The sequence below is a fragment of the Croceitalea marina genome, from assembly GCF_042684265.1.
GTDB lineage: Bacteria > Bacteroidota > Bacteroidia > Flavobacteriales > Flavobacteriaceae > Croceitalea > Croceitalea marina.
Genome location: NZ_JBHULB010000007.1, coordinates 118,235 through 139,166, shown reverse-complemented (window position 1 = coordinate 139,166; position 20,932 = coordinate 118,235). Strand labels below are relative to the sequence as shown.

The 20,932-nt window shown below is 34.9% G+C and carries 21 protein-coding genes; all 21 read left to right on the top strand.

From position 1 onward, the window contains the following. Position 1: 1 nt before the first annotated feature. The 21 genes from ACFSQJ_RS04735 to ACFSQJ_RS04635 all read left to right on the top strand — a co-directional run bounded on the left by ACFSQJ_RS04735 (position 2) and on the right by ACFSQJ_RS04635 (position 20,907). On the top strand, positions 2 to 2,320 hold the full coding sequence (locus tag ACFSQJ_RS04735) for a multicopper oxidase domain-containing protein (protein ID WP_377765871.1): 2,319 nt from the start codon (positions 2 to 4) through the stop codon (positions 2,318 to 2,320). 32 nt (positions 2,321 to 2,352) lie between these two features. Further along, positions 2,353 to 2,973 carry a DUF3347 domain-containing protein gene (locus tag ACFSQJ_RS04730; RefSeq protein ID WP_377765870.1) on the top strand — a complete coding sequence of 207 codons (621 nt, stop codon included), beginning with the start codon at positions 2,353 to 2,355 and terminating at the stop codon, positions 2,971 to 2,973. After that, positions 2,974 to 3,426, top strand: coding sequence for a heme-binding domain-containing protein (locus ACFSQJ_RS04725; RefSeq protein WP_339337162.1), 453 nt, complete (start codon positions 2,974 to 2,976; stop codon positions 3,424 to 3,426). It begins immediately after the preceding gene. Between the two features lie 25 nt (positions 3,427 to 3,451). Beyond that, positions 3,452 to 4,009 carry a DUF3347 domain-containing protein gene (locus ACFSQJ_RS04720; RefSeq protein WP_339337161.1) on the top strand — a complete coding sequence of 186 codons (558 nt, stop codon included), beginning with the start codon at positions 3,452 to 3,454 and terminating at the stop codon, positions 4,007 to 4,009. A 653-nt stretch (positions 4,010 to 4,662) separates the two neighbouring features. Next, on the top strand, positions 4,663 to 5,214 hold the full coding sequence (locus ACFSQJ_RS04715; RefSeq protein ID WP_339337160.1) for a potassium channel family protein: 552 nt from the start codon (positions 4,663 to 4,665) through the stop codon (positions 5,212 to 5,214). A 20-nt stretch (positions 5,215 to 5,234) separates the two neighbouring features. Continuing rightward, positions 5,235 to 5,717, top strand: a complete 483-nt coding sequence (locus ACFSQJ_RS04710) for a YybH family protein (RefSeq protein WP_089369714.1) — start codon at positions 5,235 to 5,237, stop codon at positions 5,715 to 5,717. Positions 5,718 to 5,723: 6 nt separating this feature from the next. Next, the gene (locus ACFSQJ_RS04705; protein ID WP_377765869.1) at positions 5,724 to 6,317 is read left to right on the top strand and encodes a DUF2911 domain-containing protein; all 594 of its coding nucleotides are present in this window, start codon (positions 5,724 to 5,726) and stop codon (positions 6,315 to 6,317) included. A 1-nt stretch (position 6,318) separates the two neighbouring features. Continuing rightward, a complete protein-coding gene (locus tag ACFSQJ_RS04700) occupies positions 6,319 to 7,029 on the top strand; it encodes a PepSY domain-containing protein (protein WP_339337158.1) in 711 nt (236 codons plus the stop codon). Positions 7,030 to 7,034: 5 nt separating this feature from the next. Beyond that, complete coding sequence (locus tag ACFSQJ_RS04695) at positions 7,035 to 8,837, top strand: efflux RND transporter periplasmic adaptor subunit (RefSeq protein ID WP_377765868.1); 1,803 nt, start codon at positions 7,035 to 7,037, stop codon at positions 8,835 to 8,837. Between the two features lie 69 nt (positions 8,838 to 8,906). Then, the gene (locus ACFSQJ_RS04690; RefSeq protein ID WP_377765867.1) at positions 8,907 to 9,086 is read left to right on the top strand and encodes a hypothetical protein; all 180 of its coding nucleotides are present in this window, start codon (positions 8,907 to 8,909) and stop codon (positions 9,084 to 9,086) included. 5 nt (positions 9,087 to 9,091) lie between these two features. Beyond that, a complete protein-coding gene (locus ACFSQJ_RS04685) occupies positions 9,092 to 9,658 on the top strand; it encodes a helix-turn-helix domain-containing protein (RefSeq protein ID WP_339337155.1) in 567 nt (188 codons plus the stop codon). A 457-nt stretch (positions 9,659 to 10,115) separates the two neighbouring features. Continuing rightward, a complete protein-coding gene (locus ACFSQJ_RS04680) occupies positions 10,116 to 12,515 on the top strand; it encodes a TonB-dependent receptor (RefSeq protein ID WP_339337154.1) in 2,400 nt (799 codons plus the stop codon). Positions 12,516 to 12,591: 76 nt separating this feature from the next. Next, positions 12,592 to 13,146, top strand: coding sequence for a type 1 periplasmic binding fold superfamily protein (locus tag ACFSQJ_RS04675; protein ID WP_339337153.1), 555 nt, complete (start codon positions 12,592 to 12,594; stop codon positions 13,144 to 13,146). A 123-nt stretch (positions 13,147 to 13,269) separates the two neighbouring features. After that, a complete protein-coding gene (locus ACFSQJ_RS04670) occupies positions 13,270 to 14,319 on the top strand; it encodes a helix-turn-helix domain-containing protein (RefSeq protein WP_377765866.1) in 1,050 nt (349 codons plus the stop codon). 72 nt (positions 14,320 to 14,391) lie between these two features. Beyond that, positions 14,392 to 15,135: a methyltransferase family protein gene (locus ACFSQJ_RS04665; RefSeq protein ID WP_377765865.1), complete on the top strand. Its 744-nt coding sequence runs from the start codon at positions 14,392 to 14,394 to the stop codon at positions 15,133 to 15,135. 145 nt (positions 15,136 to 15,280) lie between these two features. Further along, positions 15,281 to 17,683: a TonB-dependent receptor gene (locus tag ACFSQJ_RS04660; protein WP_377765864.1), complete on the top strand. Its 2,403-nt coding sequence runs from the start codon at positions 15,281 to 15,283 to the stop codon at positions 17,681 to 17,683. 5 nt (positions 17,684 to 17,688) lie between these two features. Further along, positions 17,689 to 18,555, top strand: a complete 867-nt coding sequence (locus ACFSQJ_RS04655) for a DUF4249 family protein (protein WP_339337148.1) — start codon at positions 17,689 to 17,691, stop codon at positions 18,553 to 18,555. A gap of 381 nt (positions 18,556 to 18,936) precedes the next feature. Next, complete coding sequence (locus ACFSQJ_RS04650) at positions 18,937 to 19,584, top strand: class I SAM-dependent methyltransferase (protein ID WP_339337147.1); 648 nt, start codon at positions 18,937 to 18,939, stop codon at positions 19,582 to 19,584. 143 nt (positions 19,585 to 19,727) lie between these two features. Further along, positions 19,728 to 20,102, top strand: coding sequence for an ArsR/SmtB family transcription factor (locus ACFSQJ_RS04645; protein WP_339337146.1), 375 nt, complete (start codon positions 19,728 to 19,730; stop codon positions 20,100 to 20,102). After that, positions 20,099 to 20,701, top strand: coding sequence for a mercuric transport protein MerTP (gene merTP / locus ACFSQJ_RS04640; RefSeq protein ID WP_339337145.1), 603 nt, complete (start codon positions 20,099 to 20,101; stop codon positions 20,699 to 20,701). Before ACFSQJ_RS04645 ends, merTP begins: the two co-directional genes overlap by 4 nt. Further along, positions 20,701 to 20,907, top strand: coding sequence for a GDCCVxC domain-containing (seleno)protein (locus ACFSQJ_RS04635; RefSeq protein ID WP_339337144.1), 207 nt, complete (start codon positions 20,701 to 20,703; stop codon positions 20,905 to 20,907). The genes merTP and ACFSQJ_RS04635 overlap by 1 nt, the downstream gene beginning before the upstream one ends. Positions 20,908 to 20,932 lie beyond the last annotated feature (25 nt).

Sequence of the window (20,932 nt, the reverse complement as noted above, 5' to 3'; positions counted from 1 at the left end):
AATGAGAATAATAAATATAATAGCACTATTACTATTTACCTCTTCAATTTTTGCCCAAGTTGGTACAAACGGCGATGACAGAAAAGAAGAAGGGCGACATATTAAGGAGTATAACCTGACTATTGAGAAGAATGAAATGACACTTGGTGGTGTAACTGCAAAAGCAATGACCATCAACGGCAGTATTCCTGGTCCTACGTTAGAATTTGATGAAGGTGACCTTGCGATAATCAATGTAACTAATAAAATGGACGAAGAAACTTCAGTACACTGGCACGGGCTAATTCTTCCAAATTTCTATGATGGTGTTCCTTATTTAAATACACCGCCAATTGAACCTGGAGAGACGTTTCAATACAGAATCCCTATTAACCAATCAGGTACCTATTGGTACCATTCTCATACAATGCTTCAAGAACAAAAGGGGGTTTTTGGTTCCATTATCATTCAGCCCAAAGAAAAAACATTGGATTATGATAAAGATTTGATTGTAATGCTGTCTGACTGGACCAATGAAAAACCACTAAATGTATTACGCAACCTCAAAAGAGGTAACGAGTGGTATCAGGTAAAAAAAGGTACAGCAGTACCATTGAGTCGAGTCATTAAAGAAGGTGCATTGGCCGCACAATTTAAATTTTGGCGAGACCGTATGGAAGGAGCTGACATTTCGGATATCTACTATCCAGCATTTTTGACCAATGGAAAAAAAGTAGCAGAATACCCAGAGTTTAAGCCAGGTGAAAAGGTCAGACTTCGCTTTATAAATGCTTCAGCATCCACCTATTATTGGATGGATTTTGGTGGAGGCAACCCAATCATAGTTGCGAGTGACGGTATAGATGTGGAACCTGTGCATAAAAGCCGATTTCTTTTTGGAATAGCCGAAACCTATGATGTGATAGTAACTATCCCGGAAGGTACTTTAGAGATTACTGCCACAACGCAAGATGGTTCTGGTAACACCTCTTTACATCTAGGACAAGGAACACTTTTTCCCGCAGTTGTAATAGACAGACCAGACAAAGTGGAAATGATGAAGCAAATGGCAAAAATGGATATGAAGATGGGTGCACCTGCAATGGTGGGCAATCAAAAGAAAAAAACGCCAGAAGTATTAATGCAAAAGTACGGGATGAAGATGGATATGAAGGATGGGCAGATGAAAATGAATATGGGCAATACGATGGAGATGAAAAAGGACTCGATGTCAATGAACCATAACGAAACATCGGACAAAATGAAAGGTCATATGAATCATGATACGTCCAAGATGAAAAAAGACAGTTCCGTTTTCGATTACAGTACTCGTAAAACCTATTTCAACTATGATTTTTTAAAGGCAAAAGAGAATACCACTTTTGAGACAGATGCGCCAGTAAATGAGATACTGCTTAATCTAACCGGAAATATGCAACGATACATTTGGAGTATGAATGGCGTACCATTGTCAGAAACCGATAATATTAAAATTAAAGGCGGTGAGGTTACAAGAATCACCTTAAATAACATAACAATGATGCATCACCCAATGCACCTTCACGGACATTTTTTCAGGGTGATTAATGAAAATGGGGAGCGTTCACCATTAAAGCACACGGTTAACGTGCCACCAATGCAAAAAGTGATTATAGAGTTCTATAATGAAGAAGTTGGTGATTGGATTTTTCATTGTCACGTACTATATCATATGATGGGTGGTATGGCAAGAGTATTTAGTTATGATACACCAAGAGACGAAAGGATGAAAGAATTTCCAGCTCAAAAGCTAGTGGATGAAACAGACCTGTATTACTCGTGGGGAGCTGCGCGGATAGGTTCAAACTTTAATGAACTCTTTTTAACGACGAGCAACATTCGTAACGAATTTGGATTACGTGCCGAATTTGATTATGACCAAAATGCCGAAATAGAAGTAAATTATAACAGGTATTTGAATGATTGGGTACGTGTTTATGTAGGTGTAAATACTGAAACCGAAATCCCAAATTCTTATGATGAATTTAATACCGTAGGATTGGTAGGTTTAAAATATTTCACGCCTTACAGATTTAACGTAGATGTGAGTATGGACCATCAATTGCGCCCAAGAATACGGTTGGATAGAGAGATATTGATTTTTCCAAGAATTTTTCTGGAAGGGGAATATGAATATAGAGCCGACTTTGGTTGGGTCAATGATTTAGAAAATAATAGTTCTTATGAAGGTGAGACCCAATGGTTGGTAGGAGCTTCTTATATCCTTTCAAGAAATTTTTCAATACAAGGAAATTATAATAATGTATATGGTTGGGGTGGTGGCCTTTTAGCCAGATTTTAAAACTATAAATGATAAACTTTAAACAAATAAAAATGAGCAAATTAAAATTAGTATTTGGAGTGGTTGCAATAGCATTTGTAACCTTAACAGCAGTGTCTTGTAAAGATGCTAAAACAGAAAGCAGTACCAATTCTGAAACGAGTACTGAGGAAGACCATTCAAAAATGAACCACGATAATTCCGATGGGCATCATGATGGTGAGAAAAAGGAAATGGCAATGAGTGGAAATGGCAATTCACAAACTGTATTAGATGACTATTTCAGTCTTAAAGATGCCTTGGTAGCAGATGATAATTTAAAAGCCAAAGAACTCGGGGCAGCCTTAGCAAAATCTTTAGGGAGTCTTGATATTTCAGCAAATTATTCAGACAGTCAAAAAGCAGATTTAAAAGATATCATCGAAGATGCTGTGGAGCATGCAGAACATATTTCTGAAAGTGATATAGCACATCAGCGAGAGCACTTTAAAGTTTTAAGTAAGGATGTAATAGATATGGTTGCTATAACAGGAACAGAGATGAAACTCTACGAGCAGTTCTGCCCTATGTATGATGGCGGTACGGCGTGGTTAAGTACAAAGGAAGAAGTCCGCAATCCTTATTACGGTAGCAAAATGCTGAAGTGCGGTAAAGTACAGCGAGAAATTAACTAAATGAAAGTAGTAAAAATCATAGCGATAGTTTTATTGGTAGTGTTTGTGGGGATTCAATTTATCCCCACAACACGCAATCAAAGTGAAGGTGTTCCAAAAACCGACTTTATGTTGGTAAATGATGTCCCAAGTGATATCAAGAACAAATTACAAGTCTCTTGCTATGATTGTCACAGTAACAACACAAAATATCCTTGGTACAACAAGGTGCAACCGGTAGCCTGGTTGCTGGAAGACCATATAAAAGAAGGCAAGGCAGAATTGAATTTTAATGAATGGGATTCGTTGTCTAGTAGAAGAAAAGCAAGTAAACTTAGATCCATTATTAAGCAGATTGAAAGTGGCGAAATGCCTCTGGATTCTTACACTTTGATTCATAAAGACGCAAAGTTTTCAGAAGAAGAAACCCAGCAGCTAGTTAAGTATATAGAAAATTTAAAAGACAGTTTATAATTAAGAACAATTAAAAATGAAAAGAATGAAAAATTTAAAAATGAGTATCGCAACAATGCTATTGTTAGCAGTATCTTTCACTTATGCACAAGATGGGCATAATCATGACCATGGTAAAATGGAAAAAAATGGTAAGAAAATGGGCCATAGTAAAATGATGAATATGAAATCTGAAGCGATTTTAAGTGATTATTTCAGCTTGAAGGATGTATTGGTAGCAGATGATTCTAAAAAAGCAGCTGAGGCAGGTTCTAAATTGGCGGCTTCACTAAAGGCATTTGACAAGTCAAATTACACCGCAGGAGAGCAAAAAGAATTGACGGATATTATTGAAGATGCTACAGAGCACGCAGAGCATATTGCAAAAAGTGAAATAGGCCATCAAAGAGAACATTTTAAGACATTAAGTAAGGATATTACGGATATGGTAGCTATAACTGGCACTAAGAATACGCTGTATGAACAGTTTTGCCCAATGTACGATAAGGGTAGTTCTTGGTTAAGTACAAAAGAAGAGGTGAGAAACCCATATTATGGAAGTAAAATGCTTAAGTGCGGGAAAGTTCAAAAGACTATTCAATAGATAATCCCTTCCTTATGTCTTTATACATTCTTCTGGTTTATTAGTTAACATAAGATGATAAAATGACAAGGATATCTGAATAGTTAGAAGTCCTGTCGTGGGAAGGAAAAATAGTTGATGGTTAGTGTTAGTTCCTTCCCAGGTCAGGCAAAAATAAAAGTCCTAATAAGAGAAAGGGCGCATGTTTTTAGTTGGTTGGTTATGAGGCCCTTTCTCTTAATTAGGCACAATGGATTTTCTGAAAAAGAAAAGTTGATTTGGTTAATAGCAGCCTGTGCAAGGGAGAGAGAATAATCCCCTATAATATAGTATCTCTCTTCCTTTTTCAGGCAAAACATAAGCTTTTGAAAAAGAGAAGTTTAATTAAATGCACTTGATTTTGAGAGAAGAACCTGTTTTTTGATTGATGGATAGCGTCTAACTCTCATTTTCAGGTGCTGTTTAAAGAGAAAATAATAATGAAGCAAAATTATAATTTAATTTAACTAGAGTAGTGTAATGAAAGATTGCTGCAAGGACGGTTGCTATAACAAAACAGAGAAATCTGTAGTTAGAAAATGGTTCAATTATATAGTATACGCAATACTTATATTAATAATTGGTGGTGCATTGGCACTTCAATTATTTGATTAAGAGTATTAACCAAAGTGAGTATGGAGAACATAACAAAAATATCAAACAACACAGGCTTTTACGAACAGCTTTTTAAAAAAGTATTGTTTACCACTAGCGTAGTGACTATTGTGTCATTGAGTTATCTGTTTTGGATTTATGAGAATTCGGATAGCTCATTCCTACCGTTTTTAATTGTTGGTTTGGCTCTGATTAAAACAGTTTTTATTGTCAGGCTCACTTTTATACAATTAAGTAAAATAATAGGGGAAAGTCATCAGCTTACGCACGTTCTAACATTATTTGGCGTATTAATTGTTTTGATTGTCCTTTCATTTTCGGCAGATTATCTAGCGTTGTACGTATTGAATTCAGAAAGTTTTAAAATTGCTACAGTACTCAATGGTTCCTCTTTTTTGCAATTCTTTGAGTTTACATACTTCAGCTTAATCACTTTTTCATCTGTTGGTTTTGGAGATATAGTACCATTAACTATTTCAGGAAAACTTTTAGTGATGATGGAAGTTTTTTTAAGCTTTTTGGTACTCGTATTTGGTATAGCCAACATAAATAGAATACACGTCAATAAATAAAACTTAATAAAACCAAAATTATGAAAACACTAAAACTTACAGCATTCTTAACGCTATTGTTATTTGCAACTAGTCAAATCTATAGCCAAAACAGAGATTTAGAAACAGAGAAAGAAACTGTTCTTGAAGTAATGAAATCATACAAAGATGCCTTGCAAAACCTTACTACAGAAGGTACATTCGAGTTATTTACAAAAGACTCTAAAGTGTTTGAATCTGGAGGCGTAGAAGGAACTTACAGCCACTATATAGAGCATCATTTGGGTCCAGAATTAGGGCACTTTAAAAGTTTTACATTTTCAGATTATGAAATCGATGTACAAGTAGATGCACCTTATGCATTTACAACAGAAACCTATATCTATACCATCGTTCTAAACCCTGATGATAAGGGCAATTCTAGAACCATAAAGAAAAAAGGAGTGGCAACATCAATTTTAAAGAAGATAGATGGTAAATGGAAAATTATTAAAACACATTCTTCATCAAGAAATATAAAGTAAAATCTAATGAAAAAATATATCCATCTTTCTGTATTACTTATCGCTTTTTTAGGTGCCTCTTGTAAAAAAGAGGTGAAAGAAGTGAAAGAGGTAGTTGTTGAGGAAAAAGCTTCAGAAACTTCTGCACAACCAGATAAAAAGAAACCTTTAAGCCCACATACATCAACAATGGCAATGATAGGCGATGCCCATATTCATATAGATTATTCATCACCAGGAGTAAGAAATAGAATCGTTTTTGGTGGATTGTTGGCTTATGACCAAGTATGGCAGGCGGGTGCTCATATGGCTACCTGGGTAGAAATGAATAAGGATTTAGTTATTGATGGTAAAATGTTGCCTGCCGGCAAATATGGATTTTTCACAATTCCATCAAAAGATGAATGGACTATAATTTTTAATTCAAATTGGGACCAACACGGAAAGGATGAATACGACAAAAAAGATGATGTCTTGCGCTTCAAAGTTAAGCCTATCATTTCAGACGAAGTAACAGAACACTTGGCATATCAAGTGAATAAGATTAATGATAACGAAGGTACAATTTCATTGAGTTGGGAGAAAGTATCTATAAAGTTCAACTTTAAGGTAAATCAGTAATATGGTAAATAGGCATACAGCACTAAAAATTAGAAAAACACATAGGTATTTAGGCCTTTTCATCGGCATTCAATTCTTAATGTGGACTATTAGTGGTCTATATTTCAGTTGGACAGACATTGATGAGATTCATGGTGACCATTTCAAAAAAGACGTTCCTGAACAAGCTACATTTAAGAACTTGATTGGTTTATCTGAGTTGGAAAATGAGTTGAATGTAAAATCTTTAGAGTTATTAGAAATTGATGACAAACCTTATTATTGGATAAATGAAGAGCATCTGTACAACGCTGTTTCAGGAGCTAAGAAGAAAGAAATTACCCAACAGGAAGCAATTAGAGTAGCTGAACGCTATATGTTGTCAGATTTAGAGTTTGACAAAATACAGAGAATTGAATCCGTAGGCAATCATCACGAGTATAGGGGAAGACCTTTACCAGCTTATGAGATTTCATATAAAACCGATGAAAATCTTAAGGCTTATGTGGCGATTGAAAATGGAGCTTTTCAAACAGTACGTCATCGAGATTGGCGATGGTTCGATTTTCTTTGGATGACGCATACTATGGACTATGAGGGACGAGATAATTTCAACACCATTGTTTTAAGAGCATTTTCACTTTTAGGTTTGATAACCGTTTTAAGTGGATTCTTGCTTTGGTATACGTCATCACCAACGATTAGAAAAATTAATAAAAAAAATAAAAAATAAATATTATGAATAAAAACATCATTTATATAGGTGTTGCGTTGATTGTTGGCCTGTTGGGCGGCTTTCTAATTTTTGGTGGAGATTCTGCCGATAGTGCAACAAATGAGGTTATGGACAACCATAATCATTCAGAAGAAATTGCTTCCAATCAAATGTGGACCTGCTCTATGCATCCGCAAATTATGCAACCGGAAGCAGGAGATTGCCCCATTTGCGGAATGGATTTAATTCCAGCTGAAACTGGTGCAGATGGTCTTAGTGCAAATGAGATTAAAATGACAGACAATGCGACAGCATTGGCTAACATTCAAACATCCGTGGTAGGACAAGGAGAAATGGAAGATAACTCTTTAAAGTTATCAGGTAAAATAAAGGCCAATGAAGAGTCTAATGCAGTACAAGTCACTTATTTTGGCGGAAGAATTGAAAAACTATACGTTAATTCTACGGGAGAACGTGTAGGTGCTGGACAGCGTCTAGCAACTATTTACTCACCAGAATTAGTTGCTGCACAGCAAGAATTGCTTACGGCTTCATCCCTAAAAGAATCGCAGCCAGAATTATATAAAGCTGTTAGAAACAAACTTAAACTTTGGAAACTTTCAGAAAAGCAAATAAACGCTATTGAATCTGCTGGAAAAGTACAAGAGTACTTTCCCGTATTTGCAACAGTTTCAGGCACGGTAACTCATAAAATGGTAGAAGAAGGTGACTACGTAAAACAAGGACAACCTCTTTATAAAATAGCCAATTTCAATACGGTTTGGGCAGAATTTGATGCCTATGAAAATCAAATTGCTTTGCTAAAAGAAGGTCAATCTATTAAGGTTACTACAAATGCATACCGCAATGAGGTTTTTGATGCAAAGATTTCTTTCATAGACCCATTACTGAATTCAACAACCAGAACTATCGTTGTAAGAGCAGTGCTCAACAATAAAAAAGATAAGTTTAAACCAGGAATGTTTGTTGAAGGTAAAGTTGAAGGGATTCAATCGAGTTCTAAAAGTACGGTTACGGTTCCTGCTACTGCTGTAATGTGGACAGGTGAACGCTCTGTGGTTTATATTAAAACAAAGCCAAATGAGTCTGTTTTTGAAATGAGAGAAGTTCTTTTAGGTAATACCAATGGCACTAATTATACAATATTAGAAGGTCTTGAAAATGGAGATGAAGTGGTGACTAATGGAACATTTACAGTAGATGCAGCGGCCCAATTACAGGGTAAAAAATCTATGATGAACACCGAAGGAGGTAAAACAACAACTGGGCACGAAGGGCATCTAGGTATGCAAGACAATGGTTCCGGAGATAAAAAGGAAGAGGCTAACCATTCAGAGATGAATAAAAGAATCGAAGTTCCCAATAAATTTCAAAATCAATTAAAGGAAGTTTTTGATGATTATATTCTATTGAAAGATGCTCTTGTTAATGACAACTCTGAAGAAGCACAAACAGTTGCAAAAAACATAGGAAAGAATTTAGCAAAAGTAGATATGAAATTGTTGCCCGATAACGAAGCACATAACCATTGGATGACCATACAAAAAGAATTAAAAAACTCTGCCAGTGCTATTGAGAAAAATTCGAACATAGCGGCGCAAAGAGGACATTTTAAACATCTTTCTGCACATATGATAAGTAGCGTAAGGCTTTTTGGGATTAACCAAACAGTATATAGTGAGTTTTGCCCTATGGCAGATAATAATAAGGGAGCCTATTGGTTGAGTTTAGAAAAAGAAATTCGTAACCCATATTACGGAGAAGCAATGTTAACCTGTGGTGAAGTAAAAGAGACTATAGAATAAAATACGATTTTAACACACGATTTGTATAGGTTTTTTGAAGTTCTTTAGCTTTAAAAAAGTAGAAGAATAATGATGAATGAAAGTAGACGAAATAGAAGAAGAGCAAAAAAGAACAAGCGACAGTCTAAAAATGATGTTTCTCGAAAAGATAAAATCATTTGCATACTGGCTATAGTTACCATATTTATAATTGCTGCTGTAGCCGCATATTATTATTCACTTTCAAAAGCAGGAGTAAATCTATTTTAAAAAAAATGAGTTCAATTATTCACATAAAAAATATGGTATGTCCGAGATGCATATCGACAGTATCGCAAATTTTGTCAGATTTAAATCTTGACTTCAAGGCTATTAAGTTGGGTGAAGTAGAATTGATTTCAAAACTTAACGAATCACAAAGAGAAGCGTTAGCCAGAAAACTTCAAGGGTCTGGTTTTAATATAATTAATGACCGTAAATCACAGCTTATTGAGCAAATGAAGAATTTAGTAGTTGAAAAAATACATCATTCCAATGAAGAAACCGATGAAAAATGGGCAGATGTTATAAGTGGCGAGCTCAAACTGGATTACAAATATTTAAGTTCCCTATTCTCATCAGTAGAAAGTGTCACGTTTGAGCAATACATTATCAACCAAAAAATTGAACGTATTAAAGAACTGATTGTTTACGATGAATTGACCTTGAGTGAGATAGCTTTTCAACTACATTATAGTAGTGTAGCCTATTTGAGTAATCAGTTTAAAAAAGTTACAGGAATGACACCTACACAGTTTAAGAAGTCTGTGGACAAAAACCTAAAATCTTTGGACGATGTTTAATAAATTCTTTTATGAAAGAATAAGATATATGGTCAACTTACGTGACAATTTACAACTTGTACATTATAACATAAAGAAAGAACAGTGAATTATAAAAAACAGATTGGTAAAAGTATAGTTGCATTAGTGCTCTTTGTAGCATTAATGACACCTTCTGCCATTCAGTTTTTTCATACACTCGAAGGCCACGAAAATATCACCTGTACAAAAAAGGTCACACATATTCATAAATCCATTTCAAAATGTGAAATATGTAGTTTTCTTTTTACATCCCTCAACTACGATATAGCTAAATACACTGATTTATTATTACCTATAATTTTTGTAAAGGTTGATGAAACCTTAACGTTATTACAGTTCCATTCCCTTAAAATAACCAATAAACAACTACGCGCACCCCCATTTTTTTCTTAATAGACAAATTAACTGATACGTTTTATTTTAATTAAGAATTTATATGCGCAAGTATGCATTATTGATACTGCTATTGAACAGTATCACATCTTTTTCACAAAATTGTGACAACACCCTTTCCGGCACAGTAACAGACCTGCACGATGGGTCTCTGCTTGTAGGCGCAACACTTATTGTTGCTGGTTCTGAACAAGCTGTGGTTACAAACCTCTACGGAAAATTTATAATTAGAAATCTCTGTAATGATACGTATAACATACAGGTTTCGCACCCCTATTGCCTAACCAAAGGGTTTACCATTAAGGTATCTGGCAACACGGTCAAGAACTTTAAACTGGAGCATCATTTAGAAGAATTGAACCAAGTTACCGTTAGGGGGAAAGCTTACGGTAATAAAACGAAAACAATACAGGAAAACACAATCTCAAAAGATAAATTGGAGCGTTTTAGCAGCGGCACACTCGGTGACGCGTTAAATAGCTTGAGCGGTGTATCTTCCCTCAACACAGGAAATACAGTTGTAAAACCTTTAATTAATGGACTTCACAGTAGTCGTGTTGTCATCATCAACAATGGTGTTAGGATGGAAGACCAAGAATGGGGAGCAGAGCACGCCCCAAATGTGGATATCAATTCCGCAGGAAACCTAACGTTGATTAAAGGAGCAGGAGCATTACAATATAGCGGAGACGCCGTGGGAGGTGTAATAGTTGCCGAAGCTTCAAAAGTTCCCGTTAAAGATAGTATTTACGGTAAGACCTTACTAACAGGAGCAAGCAACGGTCGTGGTGCTTCCCTGACTTCGCAATTGACCAAAAGCTATCAAAGCGGATGGCACGCAACGTTGCAAGGAACATTAAAACGTTTTGGTGATTTTGAGGCACCTGATTATGTGTTGAGTAACACGGGAACTTTTGAGCGTAACCTGTCTTTAAAGGTAGGTTTAAATCAATTTGATTATGGTGTAGAGGCATATTATTCACTTTTTAAAAATGAAATTGGCATTTTAAGGGCATCTCATTTGGGTGGTATTCAAGACCTAGTTATGGCATTAAATAGTGCTAGGCCTTTAAGAATAAATGACTTTACCTACGATATCGCTGCACCAAAACAAGATGTCACGCACCATTTGGCACGAATAAAAGGTTTTAAGAGGTTCGACGGTTTCGGAAAAGTGAGCCTACAATATGATTTTCAGCGTAATAACCGTTTGGAATTTGATATCAGGCGTGGTGCGGATAGGGATAAGGCTTCATTGGATTTGCAATTGGACACACACACATTGATGCTCGATTTAGATTCGCACTTAACCGATGCAGTAAACCTAAAAACTGGTTTAATGGCAAGGTATCAAAACAACTTTGCTGACCCCAATACGGGAGTACGAAGGTTGATACCTGATTATGACAAATATGATTTTGGGATATATGCCATAGCAGATTATAGGTTAAACGACAAGTTTCTTTTAGAAGCTGGTGGACGTTTTGATTTCACATATATGGACGTTTTCAAATTTTACCGAACGTCCTTTTGGGAATCACGTAATTACGGAGAACTCTTCCCTGAAATTATAGTCGAAGAATTGACCAATCAGATTTTAACCAATCCACAACTTAATTTTTACAACGCTTCGGCAACGTTGGGTGCCACATACTCTTTTAGCGATGAATATAAACTGTTTTTCAACTATTCACTGGCATCTCGTGCACCGAACCCTTCCGAACTTTTTAGCGAGGGCTTACATCAATCTGCCTCTCGCATCGAGTTGGGCGATTTAAGTTTCAATTCAGAAATCGGAAATAAAATCGCATTGACCTTTCAGCGGGAAAATGAAAAGTTCAGTTTTTCAATAAGTCCTTTTATAAATATTATCAAAGACTTTATGATTATAGAACCTGTAGAAATCCAACAAACCATACGAGGTAGCTTTCAAGTTTGGGAATACAGGCAGACAGATGCCCAACTTTTAGGGGTAGATTTTGATGCCTCTTACGCCTTTGCCCCAAACCTTCGCTTAAACCACCAATTTTCTCTCGTAAAGGGATACGACAGTAAAAGGGATGAGCCCTTGATAAACATACCACCCATAAACACAAAAAACGAAATTGTATATCAAAACCCAAACTTTAAGAATATAAGGTTGGCACTACAAAGCGAGTATGTATTTCGTCAAAACGAATTTCCAGATAACAATTTTGAAGTGTTCTTACCAGTAACCCAAACGATGGAAGTTGTTGACGTGAGCACACCACCTGATGCATTTCATTTAATCAATTTTAATTCTAGTATTGATTTTAAGACCACTGAAAAATCAGTACTCACGATAGGTTTTGGCATTACAAACCTATTTAATACACCCTATAGAAATTACCTGAATCGCCTGCGCTTTTACGCAGACGATTTGGGCAGGAACTTTTTATTAAATCTCAAATTCAATTATTAACCTTTGAAATCAAAATACAATGAATGCAAAACTTTTTAATTCAAACTCAATTATTAATTTTTTAAACCAAAAACAGATGAAAAACGTAAAATTTTTAGCCACTGCAATTTTTGCAACCGTTTTGTTCGTATCGTGTTCAAATGACGATGATGCGCCAGAACCAGTAAATGAAGAAGAACCATTAACCACTTTCACGGTGACACTTGAACCCGATGGAGGAGGCACACCCATTACTTTACAGACTCGGGATTTGGATGACGATGGCCCAGAGCCGCCAGTCGTTACCGTTTCGGGCAACCTAAGTGCTGGAGTTACGTACAATGGTAGTATTGTAATTCTTAATGAAACAGTGAGTCCGCCTGAAAACGTTACCGTAGAAATAGAACAAGAAGATGTAGACCATCAGTTTTTCTATACTACTGCTGGCGGTCTCGATGTGACAACGGAGTATGGCAATTTTGACGTCAACGGTAATCCCTTAGGTACAGAATTTACGCTTACGGCTGGGGCAGCAAGTTCAGGGGTATTGACCTTTACATTGAGACATCTGCCTACTAAACCAAATACGGGGCTTGATGATGCCGGTGGCAATACAGACATTGCAGCACCCTTTAATGTAACAATCGAGTAAATCTAAATTAAGTCGCACTTTTCTTTACCACAAAATGGATGCCCTCCATGGTTTTGCCATAGAGGGCATTTTAAATTGGACCAATGAAAAACCAAATCTAAATTATTTTATATTTCTTTAAAGATGTTAAAAACTGTACAAATAATAGCTGTTATACAAGGGGTCTTTATACTGCTTGTTTTATTTCATAAGGGTAGTAAATATAAGACACCAACATTCTGGTTATTTGTTGGAAGTATTATTTCTATTCTTTTATTCATAATTGGTGATGATAGCAATAATCTTTTTCAAGAAGGAGCAGACTGGCTTCTTTCTGATAGTACTTTGTTCATTACTTTTTTATTACTATTCTTTAAGTATTATAAAACGGAAAAAACACATTTCAATAAAAAAGATTTATTGTTCTTTTTACCAAATATTCTTTACTTTATTATGGAATCTATTGAGCTATATCAGGGTGAAGAAACCATGTTTGTTGAAGCTGCTGAAGAATTAATAGATTTTGCATTTTTGGGATATTTAGTATATATCATTTTTGATTTGTTTAAGAATAAATCAAAGTATTGGATTTTATACCTCACAATACCAATAGTGCTGCTCATGGGGTTTAATTACTTTAATGAAGTGACCGAGTTGGCTGAATATAAAACAATAGCCGTATCAGAAAGTGTGCAATACCAAAGTTATCTTCTACTCATATATGCTTTTCTTTTCTATAGCATGACCTATTATTTAATTATTTGGCCTAAAGAATTATTGCCAATATCCAAACCAACTAAATACAAAGGTTCAAAATTAAATAAAGAGCAAGTTAAAAACTACAAAACAGCGTTGTTGGATGCCATGCAACGTAAAGCATTATATAGAGACCAAAAATTGTCTATCCATAAATTATCTCAAGAATTAGGCATTCCAAGACAGTATATTTCTGAAGTTCTAAACTTGCATTTAGAGAAAAGTTTTCAGGATTTTGTAAATGAATATAGGGTTGAAGCGTTTGTAAAAAACCTGGAAAACGAACAACATGGCCATTTTACCCTTTTGGGGATTGCAACAGAAGTTGGCTTTAGTTCCAAGTCCACTTTTAATGCTACTTTCAAGAAGATCAAGGGAATAACACCAACACAGTTTAAGAATTCTATTGCTGAAAAAAAGAGAATAGGTGCAGAATAAGCATTCTGGACAACTGGCAAATAATCTTGTATATTGATATCTCGTTCTTTGGGTAATTAAATCCTTAAAAGCATGGCACTACAAGAAGAATTGAAAACACAAGGTGACTTTTTATTTAAAAATAGAAGTTATTTACCATTGATTATTTTGGTTATCGGTCTATCGGTATTTATCCATTCTGAATATCAAAATAAAATAATAGACAATCGGATACCGGAACTATTTAACTACATCTGGCTTAGCATTAGTTTATTTGGCTTATATATAAGAGTGGTCACGGTGGCTCATACACCTAAAAACACATCTGGAAGAAATACAAAAGAAGGGCAAATTGCTGAACAGCTGAACACAACAGGCATCTATTCAATAGTTAGGCATCCTTTATATTTGGGTAATTTTTTTATGTGGCTAGGCGTGGCAATGCTCACTAATAACACTTGGTTTGTGATAGCCTTCATTTTGTTATATGCATTTTATTATGAACGTATCATGTATGCCGAAGAAAGTTTTTTAATACAAAAATTTGGTGACACTTATCTGGATTGGGCAAAAAACACACCTGCATTTATACCCTCATTTAAATATTATCAAAAAGCCAAATATCCCTTTAGCATAAAAAAGGCATTAAAAAAAGAGAAAAACGGTTTAGCAGCCGTGTTTCTAATATTTTGGGTTTTTAGTTTTACAGGCAAAATGGTAAAAGGAAAGGCTATTGAATTTGAATTCTGGTTTTATGGTGCTTTGGCTTCAACAATGATTTACATAGTATTAAAGATTGTAAAAAAACAAAAATTATTGGATGAGATCAATCGCTAATAAATCTACAACGCAGCAGATCCAGTAATATGGTAATCATAACCTAATATAGTCTTTAAAAGCTGGCTTGCATCACAGCCAAGGGCAAACCTTTGGACAGTATAGGCAAAGCAAAATAATCTATTTTAAAACAATCAAATTATACATGGAGTATTCAAATCAATTATTCAAGAAATCATTTTTATCATTATTTTTTATTTTAATTAACAGCACCCTATTTGCCCAAGAAGAATTTACCTTGCGTGGGACAATTAGCGACAAAACAAATGGTGAAACAGTATTTGGTATAGCAGTATACCTTAAAGGTACAACAATAGGAACCACAACAAACGAGTATGGCTTTTACTCTCTAACAGCTCCAAAAGGAGAATATACTTTGGTTATTTCGTCTCTGGGATACAAAGAGGTACAAGAAAAAATATCGCTTGTTAAAGATATAAAATTAAACATTGAAATTACAGAAGCTCTAAACACATTAGACGAAGTTGTTATTACATCAACAGAAGACTCAAAAAGACTAAACATTCGAAAACCTCAAATGGGAGTTACCACTTTAAGCGCATCAACAATAAAAATAGCTCCAGCTGTAATGGGCGAAGTAGATCTTATAAAAACCATCCAGCTTTTGCCAGGAGTTACAAATAATGGAGAAGGTTCTGCCGGGTTTAATGTAAGAGGGGGAGCAGTGGATCAAAACCTGGTGCTTTTAGACGAAGCTATTATTTACAATACATCTCACTTTTTTGGATTATTTTCTGTTTTTAATAATGATGCAATTAAAAATGTAAAACTGTACAAAGGTGATATACCCGCAAAATTTGGAGGGAGAACAGCTTCTGTATTAGATGTAAGACAAAAAGAGGGTAACAATAAAAGACTCGAACTCAATGGGGGTATTGGGCTAATTTCAAGTAGGCTCGCTGTTGAGGCACCATTGTTTAAAAAGAAAGGCTCTTTTCTATTAGCCGGAAGAACAACTTATGCACAGCTCTTTTCGGGTTTGCTAGACGATCTTGGAAATAGTAATATTAGTTTTTACGATATAAACCTAAAAACCAATTATGAAATTAATGAAAACAATAAGATATACCTATCAAGTTATTTTGGGCGAGATGTTTTTAATATTGTAAATCTAATAGACAGTAATTACGGAAACATTTCTGCAAATCTTAGGTGGAATCATGTTTTCAATGATAAGTTGTTTTCTAACCTATCGCTTATATATAGTAAATATGACTATCAGATAATACTGGACTTTGATCAATTAGATTGGATATCTGACATAACAAATTATAACCTAAAATACGATTTTGGATATTATGCAAGCGATAAACTAAAAATAGATTTTGGAGCAAGTGGCATCTCATATAATCTCAATCCTGGAGAAATTACGCCAACGACCCCAACCTCTCCTATTAATCCATTAACATTAGACCAAAAAAGGGCTTTTGAAGGAGGGCTTTACGTGAGTGCAGAACATAAAATTACAGATAAGCTTACTGCAAGATATGGTTTGCGCTATAGCACGTTTAGCCGCTTAGGAGGGCAGTCTATTACAAATTACACTAATAATCAACCTGTAATTTACAATCAAGAGTTGGGTATTTACCAAGAAGGAGAAGCCATTGGAGAAACAGATTACTCAAAAGGACAGACTATTGAAAAATTTGGAAATTTAGAACCACGATTAGGCTTGTCCTATGTATTAACAGACAACTCGTCCATAAAGGGAAGTTACACTCGCACAGCACAATATTTGCATTTACTGTCTAATACAGCGTCGGTGACTCCTTTAGACGTTTGGACAACTAGCGGAACATATGTAAAACCGCAATTATCTAACCAATATGCTTTTGGTTACTATAAAAAATTTAATAATAACGCATATTCATTTGAAGCAGAAACCTATTATAAAACTACCCAAAACCGTATTGATTATATTGATGGGGCAAGCTTAATAGGAAACAATAATATCGAAACCGAAATTTTAAATGGTGAGGCCAGAGCCTATGGACTTGAATTGTTGTTTAGAAAAAACAAAGGTCGCTATACAGGGTGGATTTCATATACTTTAGCTAAATCCGAGCAGCGTTCTTTTGGAGGAAATGCCGGAGGTCCTGGAATTAATAATGGCAATTGGTACAATGCCCCTTTTGATCGTACACACGATATTTCTATTACAGGAGTCTATAAATTAACCGATAAATGGACATTTAGTGCAAATGCAATTTACCAAACCGGTCGTCCTGTAACTTATCCTGTTGGACAATTTGAATATGAGGGCTCCTCTGTTGTGATTTTTAATGAAAGAAATGCCGACAGATTACCTGCTTATCATAGATTAGACATTTCAGCGACCTATAAACCCAACCGCAAACCTAATAAACAGTGGAAAGGTGAGTGGGTTTTTAGCATTTACAATCTTTACAATAGGCAAAATGCAGCCTCCATATCATTTAACCAAAACTATAATACTGGAGTAAACGAGGCCTTGAGGACTACAATATTTGGTATAATTCCTTCCGTAAGCTATAACTTTAAATTTTAAGAATCATGAAGTACATAATAAATATATTTAAAATAGAAAACAAGATTAAAGTATTAAGCCTTATAGGATTAAGTGCCATTATTTTTTCTTGTACAGAGCCCATAGACCTAACTGTACCAACCGAATCTCCAAGATTAGTTATTGAGGCATCTTTAGATTGGGAAAAAGGGACTTTAGGAAATAATCAGACCATAAAGCTAAGTCTTTCCACACCTTATTATGATACAGCACCAAACCCTGTAAGTGGAGCATCCGTAATAGTTGAAAATACTACAAATGGAGACGTTTTTATCTTTAATGATCAACAAGATGGCAGCTATACAACTACAAACTTTGTGCCTATAATTAACAATACATACAATTTAGAGGTAATTTACAACAACGAAACATATACTGCTCAAGAAACCTTAATTTCTGTTTCTGAAATAAATAGAATTGAACAATCTCGTGAAGGTGGTTCAGATGAAGAAGAACTGGACCTAACCATCTATTTTGACGATCCGGCAAATGAAGTGAATTTTTATTACATCACCTTTTTAGAAGGAGAGGATCTGCTTCCCACAAGAGAAATAATGTCTGATGAGTTTACAAATGGTAATGAAATGTCTCTTTTATATGAAGAAGATGAGGCAGATGCAGAAGATGAGATTTTACCAGGAGATGAAGTAGATATTAATATATTTGGTGTATCCGAACAATATTACAATTTTTTGAATAGATTAATTGAGCAAGGCGATAATGCAGGAGATCCCTTTGCAACCGTGCCAACAAGACTAAGAGGTAATTATATAAATCCAGAAAACCCAGAAAATTACGCTTTTGGGTATTTTAGGGTTACAGAATCTGTAAACGAGGTTTATACTTTCGAGTAGGTGTTTTAGCCGAATTTGAAAAGTACATTCTTCTAAAAGATTATCCGGAATATCCTGCATCCATCAGAAACATCTATTTGTTAGAAGGTTCTAACAAACTTATTTCTACAATGTCTGAAAAAGAAGTATCTAATACTTTAAAATATTAGATACAGAAGTGCTTTTAAATGAAGTTGTGAAAGTGGTTTCAAAGAGAATAAATTGACAACTTTTCCAATTCAAAAAAGTAACAGGAATGACACCCACACAATTCAAGAAGTCTGTGGACAAAAACCGAAAATCCTTGGATGAGATTTAAGATGTTTTTACTAGTCTTAGAGGGATATTTTTAATCAATAGATAATATAATGAGTTACCATTAAACTGAATTTAGATATCAAAATGAAATTAGACAGAAAGAAACATTGGGAAACAGTTTATGAAACTAAAAATCCAGACCAAGTAAGTTGGACGCAAGAAATACCAAAAACTTCGCTGGAGTTTATACATTCGTTCGAACTAAACAAAAACGCAAAAATTATAGACATTGGTGGTGGCGACAGTAAGCTTGTTGACTATTTACTTGAAGAAGGGTATAATAATATTACTGTGCTTGATATTTCAGAAAAAGCAATTGCAAAAGCTAAAAAAAGACTGGGGGAAAAGGCGAGTAAAGTAAATTGGATTGTGAGCGACATTACTGAATTTGAACCTCATCCGTCTTATGATGTCTGGCACGACAGAGCAACTTTTCATTTTCTTACTACGGATGAACAGATTAAAAAATATATTAAGATAGCGACAAAATTTGTAAGTGGTTATTTAATAATAGGAACCTTTTCACAAAACGGACCAAAAAAATGTAGCGGACTTGATATAAAACAATACAATGAAGAGGAATTAACATCAGAATTAAAAAAAGGATTTGACAAAATTCAATGTATAACTGAGGACCACTTAACACCATCTAACACCACACAGAATTTTCTGTTTTGTAGTTTTAAAAGACAATTAACTGTGAAGCCACTAATATCTTTACCTGCAAACTAAAAAAAACAGATGCACATTTTGGCACTTTAATTTTTTACCCACACATAAACCAAAACAAAAGGAACATAATGCTGTTAACTTCTTTATCATTTTATATTTATTTTAGCATTTGCTTAAATAAGAAATAATTGTAACTTTGTTTTATGGAAAATAATTCTTGTATAAGACAGCAAGCGGATATTAAACAGGTAAACCGTTGTAAAGAAACAGTTTCAGAACTAAACGAAACATTTGATTATTTAGCAAATGGACTTTCATTGGTTGGTAATAGTGTAAGACTTAAGATACTTTACTTACTCTTTGAGGAGAAACGACTTTGTGTTTGCGACTTAAGCGATATTCTCGGAATGAATATTTCTGCCATCTCTCAACATCTGAGAAAAATGAAGGACAGAAATTTATTGGATACCGAAAGAGATGCTCAAACCATTTTTTACTCGCTAACCCCTGAATATTCAATATTGTTGAATCCTTTCTTTGAAATACTTGATAAAAACAAAGTTTTAGAAACGATATGAAAGCAGAAAAGACATCAAAAAACGCAGCTTATACAGGTTTGTTCGCTGCGGTTGCGGCATCATCCTGTTGCATACCACCAGTTATTGCGCTAATTGCAGGAGTGGGTGGTAGCGCATCAGCACTATCATGGATGGAACCTTTTAGACCCTATTTAATCGGTTTGGCCGTTGTAGCAATTGGTTATGCCTGGTATGCTTACTTAAAACCTCAAAAAGAAGATGATTGTTGCGAAGTTGATGCAAAACCAAAATGGTATCAAACCAAAGGGTTCTTAATCGTTATTACATTGTTCGCTGTCATTGCTATTGCATTTCCATATTATTCAACCATTTTTTATCCGGACAATAAAAAAGAAGTGGTCATTGTAAGCCAATCTGATATTCAAATCATAAACTTTACTATTCAAGGAATGACCTGTGCTGGCTGTGAAGAAAGCATAAAACACGCTGTAAATGAATTGGACGGCATTATAAATGTAACCCCTTCCTATGAACAGGGAAGTACCGTCGTAGAGTTTGATAAGTCTAAAACCTCTAAAGCAGCTATTGAAAAGGCAATTAATTCAACAGGTTATAAAGTAACAGACAGAAAAAACTAATGGAGATTCAATTAAAATCAGAAATTACCTGTCCAAATTGTGGATACAAAAAAGTAGAAGATATGCCGACAAACGCTTGCCAATTCTTTTACGAGTGTGAGAATTGTAAAGAAGTATTAAGACCAAACGAGGGAGATTGTTGTGTCTATTGTAGTTTTGGTTCAGTAAAATGTCCTTCAATACAGCTTAATGAAAATTGTTGCTGAATTACTCTTCATATACTTAAATCTA

Bases quoted from the DNA above. Each gene is read 5' to 3' on its own strand.
- ACFSQJ_RS04735 (WP_377765871.1), top strand. From the start codon at position 2: ATGAGAATAATAAATATAATAGCACTATTACTATTTACCTCTTCAATT.
- ACFSQJ_RS04730 (WP_377765870.1), top strand. From the start codon at position 2,353: ATGAGCAAATTAAAATTAGTATTTGGAGTGGTTGCAATAGCATTTGTA.
- ACFSQJ_RS04725 (WP_339337162.1), top strand. From the start codon at position 2,974: ATGAAAGTAGTAAAAATCATAGCGATAGTTTTATTGGTAGTGTTTGTG.
- ACFSQJ_RS04720 (WP_339337161.1), top strand. From the start codon at position 3,452: ATGAAAAATTTAAAAATGAGTATCGCAACAATGCTATTGTTAGCAGTA.
- ACFSQJ_RS04715 (WP_339337160.1), top strand. From the start codon at position 4,663: ATGGAGAACATAACAAAAATATCAAACAACACAGGCTTTTACGAACAG.
- ACFSQJ_RS04710 (WP_089369714.1), top strand. From the start codon at position 5,235: ATGAAAACACTAAAACTTACAGCATTCTTAACGCTATTGTTATTTGCA.
- ACFSQJ_RS04705 (WP_377765869.1), top strand. From the start codon at position 5,724: ATGAAAAAATATATCCATCTTTCTGTATTACTTATCGCTTTTTTAGGT.
- ACFSQJ_RS04700 (WP_339337158.1), top strand. From the start codon at position 6,319: ATGGTAAATAGGCATACAGCACTAAAAATTAGAAAAACACATAGGTAT.
- ACFSQJ_RS04695 (WP_377765868.1), top strand. From the start codon at position 7,035: ATGAATAAAAACATCATTTATATAGGTGTTGCGTTGATTGTTGGCCTG.
- ACFSQJ_RS04690 (WP_377765867.1), top strand. From the start codon at position 8,907: ATGATGAATGAAAGTAGACGAAATAGAAGAAGAGCAAAAAAGAACAAG.
- ACFSQJ_RS04685 (WP_339337155.1), top strand. From the start codon at position 9,092: ATGAGTTCAATTATTCACATAAAAAATATGGTATGTCCGAGATGCATA.
- ACFSQJ_RS04680 (WP_339337154.1), top strand. From the start codon at position 10,116: ATGCGCAAGTATGCATTATTGATACTGCTATTGAACAGTATCACATCT.
- ACFSQJ_RS04675 (WP_339337153.1), top strand. From the start codon at position 12,592: ATGAAAAACGTAAAATTTTTAGCCACTGCAATTTTTGCAACCGTTTTG.
- ACFSQJ_RS04670 (WP_377765866.1), top strand. From the start codon at position 13,270: ATGTTAAAAACTGTACAAATAATAGCTGTTATACAAGGGGTCTTTATA.
- ACFSQJ_RS04665 (WP_377765865.1), top strand. From the start codon at position 14,392: ATGGCACTACAAGAAGAATTGAAAACACAAGGTGACTTTTTATTTAAA.
- ACFSQJ_RS04660 (WP_377765864.1), top strand. From the start codon at position 15,281: ATGGAGTATTCAAATCAATTATTCAAGAAATCATTTTTATCATTATTT.
- ACFSQJ_RS04655 (WP_339337148.1), top strand. From the start codon at position 17,689: ATGAAGTACATAATAAATATATTTAAAATAGAAAACAAGATTAAAGTA.
- ACFSQJ_RS04650 (WP_339337147.1), top strand. From the start codon at position 18,937: ATGAAATTAGACAGAAAGAAACATTGGGAAACAGTTTATGAAACTAAA.
- ACFSQJ_RS04645 (WP_339337146.1), top strand. From the start codon at position 19,728: ATGGAAAATAATTCTTGTATAAGACAGCAAGCGGATATTAAACAGGTA.
- merTP (WP_339337145.1), top strand. From the start codon at position 20,099: ATGAAAGCAGAAAAGACATCAAAAAACGCAGCTTATACAGGTTTGTTC.
- ACFSQJ_RS04635 (WP_339337144.1), top strand. From the start codon at position 20,701: ATGGAGATTCAATTAAAATCAGAAATTACCTGTCCAAATTGTGGATAC.